The 8,194-nt window shown below is 53.5% G+C and carries 9 protein-coding genes, 1 tRNA gene and 1 rRNA gene; 7 read left to right on the top strand and 4 right to left on the bottom strand.

What is annotated here, in order from left to right:
- From ACXJJA_RS05330 to ACXJJA_RS05305, 6 genes are all read left to right on the top strand, one after another.
- Positions 1 to 2,189, top strand: a 23S ribosomal RNA gene (locus ACXJJA_RS05330); the annotation flags it as partial.
- Positions 2,190 to 2,271: 82 nt separating this feature from the next.
- Positions 2,272 to 2,343 (top strand) — tRNA-Cys (locus ACXJJA_RS05325).
- A gap of 399 nt (positions 2,344 to 2,742) precedes the next feature.
- Positions 2,743 to 2,916: a hypothetical protein gene (locus ACXJJA_RS05320; RefSeq protein WP_456487181.1), complete on the top strand. Its 174-nt coding sequence runs from the start codon at positions 2,743 to 2,745 to the stop codon at positions 2,914 to 2,916.
- Positions 2,917 to 3,464: 548 nt separating this feature from the next.
- Positions 3,465 to 3,782 carry a 50S ribosomal protein L37ae gene (locus ACXJJA_RS05315; RefSeq protein ID WP_456487180.1) on the top strand — a complete coding sequence of 106 codons (318 nt, stop codon included), beginning with the start codon at positions 3,465 to 3,467 and terminating at the stop codon, positions 3,780 to 3,782.
- A gap of 29 nt (positions 3,783 to 3,811) precedes the next feature.
- Positions 3,812 to 3,949 (top strand): DNA-directed RNA polymerase subunit P, encoded by a 138-nt coding sequence (locus ACXJJA_RS05310; protein WP_456487179.1) that lies wholly within the window; start codon positions 3,812 to 3,814, stop codon positions 3,947 to 3,949.
- A 5-nt stretch (positions 3,950 to 3,954) separates the two neighbouring features.
- Positions 3,955 to 4,566, top strand: a complete 612-nt coding sequence (locus tag ACXJJA_RS05305; protein ID WP_456487178.1) for a small multi-drug export protein — start codon at positions 3,955 to 3,957, stop codon at positions 4,564 to 4,566.
- On the opposite strand, the gene ACXJJA_RS05300 is transcribed toward ACXJJA_RS05305, so the two are convergent.
- From ACXJJA_RS05300 to ACXJJA_RS05285, 4 genes are read right to left on the bottom strand one after another with little or no spacing between them, the layout of a single operon-like run.
- Positions 4,559 to 4,954, bottom strand: a complete 396-nt coding sequence (locus ACXJJA_RS05300) for a DUF126 domain-containing protein (protein ID WP_456487177.1) — start codon at positions 4,952 to 4,954, stop codon at positions 4,559 to 4,561. The genes ACXJJA_RS05305 and ACXJJA_RS05300 overlap by 8 nt on opposite strands.
- A complete protein-coding gene (locus tag ACXJJA_RS05295; protein ID WP_456487176.1) occupies positions 4,951 to 5,598 on the bottom strand; it encodes a histidinol phosphate phosphatase domain-containing protein in 648 nt (215 codons plus the stop codon). The genes ACXJJA_RS05300 and ACXJJA_RS05295 overlap by 4 nt, the downstream gene beginning before the upstream one ends.
- Before the next feature lie 4 nt (positions 5,599 to 5,602).
- The gene (locus tag ACXJJA_RS05290) at positions 5,603 to 5,962 is read right to left on the bottom strand and encodes a signal recognition particle protein Srp19 (RefSeq protein WP_456487175.1); all 360 of its coding nucleotides are present in this window, start codon (positions 5,960 to 5,962) and stop codon (positions 5,603 to 5,605) included.
- A gap of 15 nt (positions 5,963 to 5,977) precedes the next feature.
- Positions 5,978 to 6,661: a metal-dependent hydrolase gene (locus ACXJJA_RS05285; protein WP_456487174.1), complete on the bottom strand. Its 684-nt coding sequence runs from the start codon at positions 6,659 to 6,661 to the stop codon at positions 5,978 to 5,980.
- A gap of 772 nt (positions 6,662 to 7,433) precedes the next feature.
- On the opposite strand from ACXJJA_RS05285, the gene ACXJJA_RS05280 reads away from it, so the two are divergent.
- Positions 7,434 to 8,135 (top strand): choice-of-anchor N protein, encoded by a 702-nt coding sequence (locus ACXJJA_RS05280; RefSeq protein WP_456487173.1) that lies wholly within the window; start codon positions 7,434 to 7,436, stop codon positions 8,133 to 8,135.
- The last annotated feature ends 59 nt before the right edge of the window (positions 8,136 to 8,194 follow it).

Below are 8,194 nucleotides of genomic sequence, written 5' to 3'. Positions count from 1 at the left end.
GGAGTCGCTGGGGCACGACCCGAAGCCGGGCGATCTAGGCGGGGGCAGGGTGAAGCGGCGCGAAAGCGCCGTGGAGGCCCGAACCGGTGTTGATGTGCAAATCGCTCGGATGACCCCCGTCTAGGGGTGAAAGTCCAATCGAGCCCGGGAATAGCTGGTTCCCCTCGAAACACGCCGCAGCGTGACCCGGCTGGAGGTAGATGGCGCTGTAGAGTCACTGATTGGAGGTTACCGGGGGGAAACTCCTGGCCCTCCTGTCAAACTCCGAAGGCGCCATCGCCGTAGAAAGCCGGAGTCTGGGCTGGGGGGTAAGCTCCCAGTCCGCAAGGGGGACAACCCAGCCCGGGGTTAAGGCCCCTAAATGTCGGCTAAGTGTGACCCAAAGGGCGTCCCGCCCCTAAGACAGCTGGGAGGTGAGCTTAGAAGCAGCTAACCTCTAAGGAGTGCGTAACAGCTCACCAGCCGAGGGGCGGGGCACCGAAAATGGACGGGGCTAAGCCGACTGCCGATACCCCGGGGCGCCGAGAGGCGATCCGGTAGAGGGGCGTCCTGCGTGGGCAGAAGCTCGGGCGTGAGCTCGGGTGGACCACGCAGGAACGAGAATCCTGGCAGTAGTAGCAGCATAGTCGGGTGAGAATCCCGACCGCCGGAGGGGCTAGGGTTCCTCGGCAATGTTCGTCAGCCGAGGGTTAGCCGGTCCTAAGGGCGTGCGCAACTCGACACGCTCGAAGGGGAAGCCGGTTAATATTCCGGCGCCGTCCGTGTAACGTCGCCGAGGGGGTGACGCTTCCGGGTAAGCCGGGCACCGCCGTCGCGGTGTCCAAGCGCTGAAGCTCCCGGAGTGCCGTAATGGCGAGAAGGGAGTGAAGGCGTGATGGCGCAAGCCGGCCCAACCGGGAGCCCGTGAAAAGCCACTCTCGGAAGGAGCACGGACGACCGTACCGAGAACCGACACAGGTGCCCCTAGCTGAGGAGGCTCAGGCGTGTCGGGGACAACCCAGCCAAGGGAAATCGGCAAATTCGCCCCGTAACTTCGGGAGAAGGGGTGCCTGCGGTTGCGGAAACCGTAGGTCGCAGTGACAAGGGGGGGCCGACTGTTTAATAAAAACATAGCCGGCTGCAAGCCCGAAAGGGTGCGTACAGCCGGTGAATCCTGCCCAGTGCGGGTCCCTGAAGGCCGGGTTCAACCGGAGGAAGGGCCCGTAAACGGCGGGGGTAACTATGACCCTCTTAAGGTAGCGTAATACCTAGCCGCTTAATTGGCGGCTTGCATGAATGGACCAACGAGCCCCCCACTGTCCCTGGCTGGGACCCGGCGAACCTCACATCCCAGTGAAAAGTCTGGGGACCCCCAGAGGGAAGCGAAGACCCTGTGGAGCTTTACTGCAGCCTGCCGTTGGGGCATGGCTGTAGGTGCAGAGCGTAGGTGGGAGGCTGGGAAGTAGCCTCTCCGGGGGCTACGGAGCCGCCAATGGAACACCACCCACCTGCAGCTGTGCCTCTTACCCCGAGAGGGGGACAGCGGTTGGTGGGCAGTTTGGGTGGGGCGCCACGCCCTTGAAAAAATATCGAGGGCGCCCAAAGGTCGGCTCAGGCGGGTCAGAAATCCGCCATAGAGTGCAAGGGCAAAAGCCGGCTTGATGTGACCTCGCACAGTAGGAGGTCACGGGGCGAAAGCCGGGCCTAGCGAACCATGGTGCCCCATTGGTAGGGGCCCATGACGACAGAAAAGCTACCCCAGGGGTAACAGAGTTGTCCCCGGCGAGAGTCCATATCGACCCGGGGGCTTGCTACATCGATGTCGGCTCTCTCCATCCTGGGCGTGCAGTAGCGCCCAAGGGTGGGGCTGTTCGCCCATTAAAGGAGATCGCGAGCTGGGTTTAGACCGTCGCGAGACAGGTCGGTTGCTATCTGCTGGGGGTGCGTGGGAGCCTGAGGGGAAGCTGCCCCTAGTACGAGAGGAACGGGGCAGCGGCGCCTCTGGTCTACCGGTTGTCCGACAGGGCATCGCCGGGCAGCTACGCGCCAGCGGATAAGGGCTGAAAGCATCTAAGCCCGAAGCCGCCCCCGAAACGAGGCTCCCGTGAGGGCATGGGTAGAAGACCCGTTTGATAGAGCTGGGGTGTAAGCACCAAGGCGAAAGCCGAGGTGTTCAGCCCGCGGCTACTAACGCCCAAGCCGGTCCCCTTACTGCCCAGGCAATGTCCGACCTGCAAACCCATTCTTTTCCTATTTTATCTGCTTCATCTGCTTCATTTGTGAAGGTAAAAAGCCAAGGTGGCGGAGTGGCTACGCGGGGGACTGCAGATCCCCTCTACCCCGGTTCGAATCCGGGCCTTGGCTTTTTTATGTTTTATTTCCGACCCAAGGACTGCCCTGCTCACCGTCGCGTTAGAAATATTCATCCCTCGCATCGACGGCTAGGCTAAATACGCACCTTTTTCATATGCTTTAACAGCTGTTCCTGCCACTGCTATCGTTTTTCGCTTCTTCCTTTCAGTGTGGACTGGTAATTTTCCTCATCTTTTATCTTCAACACTTCTTATTCTTACTTCACAGTCAGCCTCCGATAAGTCTCAGTTAGGGTTGTCGCCGTGCTGAGGGTATAACGAGCCTGAAGAAATCCCTGCTCGGCAAGCTCAGGTTGACCTCAACGCATATAACATTATTGATGAGCGGCTCCGGCGTGTCCGAATAAGCATCAAACAACATAAATAATTGAACAACTACCTACCCTCTTTTATGGTGACGGCGGATATAGTAGAAAACAACTTGCTTGAGTTACTGAAAGAATTTAACATCTTTGAAAGGAACAAAGTGTCCATAGAAATAAAACTTACAGCAATAGCAATGTATCTCCTCTCATCAAGCCTTAGAAGAATCGCTTTACTCTTAGATGTTGGTAAATCAACATAACTGGACCGACAGATTCAAGGATGTTCTTGACTCTGAAAGAAAAGAAAAAGTGAAGAAGGGCGCAATAGCTCGAATTGCTGTTGATATGCGAGGTCGAAGAGCTGATTTTGGACAGAGGAGGACCATGGTATAGAGATGCCTTGCAGCGTTTAGGCGTCAGATTCAGACATGAAACTCTTGGAGAGAGGAGTTTGGTTGAATCGGTATTCAGCTCCTTCAAGCAGAGAGCTAAGATATTCTTCTGCTCGCTGTTAATTTCAGGAAGAGAGAGAAAAAATTTGGAAGTTTAAGGAGGAGAAGAGCTTTAGAATGCTGGAATAGGTTCTGCAGGATGTTCGTATTTTACTTCAATGTGATGAGGTGGTGTTATTAGGACACGTCGTAGTGGAAAATAAGAAAAAGGAGGTGAAAGGGCGGGGCGAATTCCCCACACCTACAAGTGTGTCCCCTTCGCCCAGTAACTATGGCTTCCGACCACATTGATGACAAATTATCTTAGCCCTTCAGCGGCGTAGCCCTTATATATGGACGATGCTTAACCCATAAGCATGGCGAAAAAGCATAAAAAGGGCTGGAAGACAAGATCCACAGGCAGGTTCGGCCCAAGATATGGGCTCAAGATTCGGCGGCGTGTCATCGCTATCGAGGAGCAAATGCGGCGGTGGCACAGATGCCCAAGATGCGACAGGCTCTCCGTGAGGCGGGTGGGCACGGGCATCTGGAAATGTTTGAAATGCGACCTCGTGTTCAGCGGCGGCGCCTACGTCCCGCATACTCCCGCCGGCGTCATCGCCACAAGGACCATAAAAAGGCTTTCTGAGGCTGGCGAGAGCGCTGTAATGCCGGAAGAGAAAGAAGAAGCATAGTCTGTTTGCAGTCTCGATGGGTGTGTGTCATGGTCTATTATTGTGCGAGATGTCACAGAAAAGTAGAAGTGAATTATGAATATCCGGGCGTCAAGTGTCCGTATTGCGGTTACCGCATACTGGTCAAGGAAAGACCGACATTCATAAAAAGGGTAAAAGCGGAGTAGTCGGCATGAGTTTGGAATTCGAAAGAGTTCGAAGGTGCTGCGAGAAGTTGTATGCGAAGACGCTTCTCGTGAATGCTAAACTTATACCACTTCTGAAACTTGTAATCCCGTTCTTGCTTGCAGGCGGGGCAATCCTTGTTATAAAAAGTTTCTTTGCGCCCGAGATACAAGCGAAATATGCGGCGGTCTTCCTCATCTATTTCTTTAATCCCCTCGGCATGGAAATAGGCATACCCGCCGGCTTGAGCATGGGGCTGCACCCCGCCTCATTATTCGCCTTCATCCTTTTCGTAGACGCCACCACTGCCCTCTTCCTCGTGTGGAACATCAGTTACGCTGAAAAAGTTCCAGGCGTCGGCAAACTGCTGCGGAAAACTGAGGAGAGGGGCAAGGAGCTTATGGAAAAATACGCATGGATACGGCGGCTTGGCTTCGTCGGACTCACGCTTTTCATCATGATTCCTCTATATGGGACGGGCGCGATCACAGGCTCCATCGCCGGGCGCATCCTCGGCATGTCGCCGCTTCGTGTCTGGCTCGCCGTCGTCATCGGCTCGGGTCTCCGCTCCGGTCTCATAACTCTCGCCGCCGTCGGGGTGTTACATTTTTTTAGCTGAGCTCTATATAGCCTTCGGTGCCGTTGACGAGCACCGTTTGCCCGGTTCTTATTTTGAGCGGGTCCTTCTCAAGCGAATCCACAAGCGGGATTTCGGCGATGATGGCGCCGACCGCCACAATTACATCACTCCTGACGTTCACCATAGCTTTCGGCGCCGTTCCATACTTTTTCATTAAATACAGCACGTAGGAGCCGACGGTCGAGCCCTTACCGCCCGGAAAGACGAGGACTTTACCTCGCACGCATTCGCCGAAGATAGGATGCTCCTTATCGATTACGACGCCGCTTTTAGGGTCCACGCCGCCGAGGAACGAGATACGCTCGTCAGTGACGAGAGCCTCGCCGCTGGCGATGCCCTTTGAGATGGCCCTGCCCTTAATCCTCATTTCACTATTCTCCTGATGAGCGTCTTTGGATTCTCTTTAAGAACCTTCGCAGCATCACGCTCGCTGAGCCCCGCACCTCTCACTATCTTTGTAGCAAGCTCGTCGTTGATGAGGTCGCTTGGGGCGTGCGCATCCGTGTTCAGAAGAAGCTCGGCGCCCGTCTCTTTGGAGACACGGGCGACGTGCCCGTTAGCTAAGCAGTGCCCCCGCCTCGAAGTTATCTCTATAAAAACATCGTTTTCCGCTGCAATTTCTGCATCTTCGACGCTGAGAAGTCCCGGATGCGCTAAGATATCTATTTCAGGAAGCCTGACGGCGGCGGCGTTCGTGCCCTCATAGACGGGTTCCGTCAGCGTCTCCCCGTGGACTACGACGATTTCGGCGCCGAGCCGCTTAGCAGCGAGCACGAGCTTCTCAATCTTCGCAGGCGGAACATGCGTGATTTCCACGCCGACGAAGACGTTTTCGGGGGCATGCTCTGCAAACTTCCGCAACGCCGAGAGCACAGCCTCTAAATTCGAAAAGTCCACGTGGTCGGTGATTGCGACCGCTTTGTAGCCGTTCACGAACGCCCGACGCACAAGCTCACTCGGAATGAGCTCGCCGTCGCTGAGCACGGAGTGTGTGTGGAAGTCGTAAACCATCTCTCTATTTTTTCTTTTTAGCTCTCTCCTTTGCTTTTGTCTTTGTCGCCTTCTTCACCTGTGCTGCTCTTTTCTCTCTTGCTTCCTTTATAAGCTCGGCGAGCTGTCTTAGCAGCTCTGTTTTACTACCCCTCTTGTCCACGAGGACTCTGCCGCTGAATTCCCACCACGAGCTTGGGTATGCCTTCTCCTCATCGAGAACAGGGTTAAGCCCGAGCCTTCTTGCCGCCTCTGCGATTTCCAAGAGCTTGGGCGACTTCACGGCTTTCGCCCTTGCGATTTTCCTACCTCTGCTCTTGGGCTTTGAGGCATCTAAATATGCCGGCCAGATTACTATTTTCCCATCCGCAGCTTTCGCCACCATCTTACTACGTCAATGTCAAAGCTCGTAAGCGTCGCCGGGATTTAGGACGACGACCTTGGTTTCGGGGGCGTGTTCTTTTGCGAGCGTGACGAAGTCGTCGGCGCTCTGCACGAGCACCGGGAAGGTTTTGTAGTGCATGGGGATGGCAACCTTCGGACGCAAGAGGCGAAGGGCGTGTGCCGCCTGCGTCGGGTCCATGACATAGTGCCCGCCAATGGGCAGAAGAGCGACGTCAATCCCGTAAATCTCGGCGAGCAGCCGCATGCTTTCGAAAATTCCCGTGTCGCCGGCGTGGTAAATCGTGCCGTGCGCTGTCTTCACGATGAAGCCGCAAGGAGCGCCCGTAGTGGAGCTGTGGAACGCTTGAACCATCGTGACTGCGACCTCTGGATGCTTGAAAGTGCCGCCGATGTTCATGGCGACCGCTTGCTCGCCTTTTAGCCCCTCTTCGCTTCGCATTCTTTCCACGGTTTCAGGTTGCGCCACAAGCTTGGCGCCGGTTTTCGCTGCAAGCCGCACGGCGTCCGCCGCATGGTCGAAGTGGTCGTGCGTCACGAGAATCAGGTCAGCACGCTCGACCTCGTCCAAACGCAGGGCGCTCGTCGGATTGTCCTCAAGCCACGGGTCTATGAAAATCGTGGTGTTTGCGGTCGTTATCCTGAAGGCGGCATGCCCCAGCCATTGAATTTTACATGCCATTTATTCTCCCCTCATTTTAACTTAGCTTTAGGAGATTGGATGTGTCTCTGGACAGCAAAATTTGTGCCGAGGGCATAGATATATTTGATGGTGGCTGTGAAGAAGCTTGTAGAAGGCTTGGCCTTAAGATAAAAAGCCTCTTGAGATCAAAATTCTCGGAACTGCCATGCATTTCCAGACGGCGTCAGTACGGGCTGCGAGATACCTCTCCGAGCTGACCTCGCCTCCAAACTGCTGAAACCGGTGAAAAATCTGAAGGAAAAATAGCCAGCTCCACTGAGAAGAAGGAGCGAAAGACGATAGTCTTGGATGAAATAAGTGTTAAAGCTAGCAGAAAGAGTGCTACGTGTATTCAGCCGTCGACGTTAAGCGAATGAGTTAATCTTGATGCTATACAACAAGGGGCTGTCTCGTCATAAAGTCCGCAAAGTCTTTCATCCGGGAAATGCTCAACTGCAGAACAAGCCTAAATTTGTAGATAAACCTCTATAGCTGAAGGAAACATAGAGAGCACGGAGTTGGAAACACGAGATGAACCTTTAGGGCGGCGTAGCTTTATGGAAGCGGTATTCCCCTCACTAAGCGAATTAAAGCGTTCTTCTTTCGCTTAGCTGTAAAAAGCCTGTTCAGGAACTGAAACCTTTTCCGTAGGCTGTTCATGTGATATTACAATCATCTGAGGTGGCAATGCGACAAGTCTGTTTATATTACAGAAAAGTATTTATAATGCCTGTTACCATATTCTTCCTCACGAGCAAGATGGAGGTAGAGGATGAAGAATGAAGGCAAGAAGATTGGTATATGTTTTCCTGCATCGCTTGCAGTTTTGTTGCTTTTGATATCAGCTGTTCCATGCGTCATGGCAGGTGGTAACGGCGGTAAATTATGGCTCGAACCGTCTCCAAGCACCTATGTAGATGATTCAGATGACGCATGGCTCCATGAAAGCTACGTAACAACAGCAACTTTCTTTGATTTGAATATAACTAATCATAATGCAGGAGATATTTGTCATCTATACCTGCTTGTTGCCGTAGATAGGGATCCTGCGGGCAATGTGACGGTTAAAGTCGATGGCAGTACTGTAGGTCCTTATGATGGCACCATAAAACCCAACAATAAAGCATTGGTAGAGGAAACAGACCCCGACTACGAATACCCGGGACATGGCGTCTATATCTATGGTAGCAGCGTACATTTTGCGGTCGTGGAGATCAAAATTCCTGATGATGGCAAACTTATCAAAGGCGAAACCATAACCGTGCCTGTTGAGATAATACCCACCAGCACGGTAAAGGTGCACTTTGATGCGGTAGGCGCAAATGATAGTAATGCCCCAATTGCATTTGTTCCACCGTCACATGATGCGACGTATACTACCTCAGAATTTATCCCAGAATTCGCAACGATCGCAATCCCGTTTGCAGCAACGATCGGACTGTTCATCTTCTTTAACCGCAAGCGCAAGCAATAGTAAAGATAGGTTTGGTTTTTCAACAAACTCCTCTATTTTTATGCTTGCAAAGCTGGAGC

The sequence above is a fragment of the Candidatus Alkanophaga liquidiphilum genome (assembly GCF_053996935.1).
The sequence above is the reverse complement of the archived record's forward strand: the minus strand, read 5'-3'. Positions and strand labels throughout refer to the sequence as shown.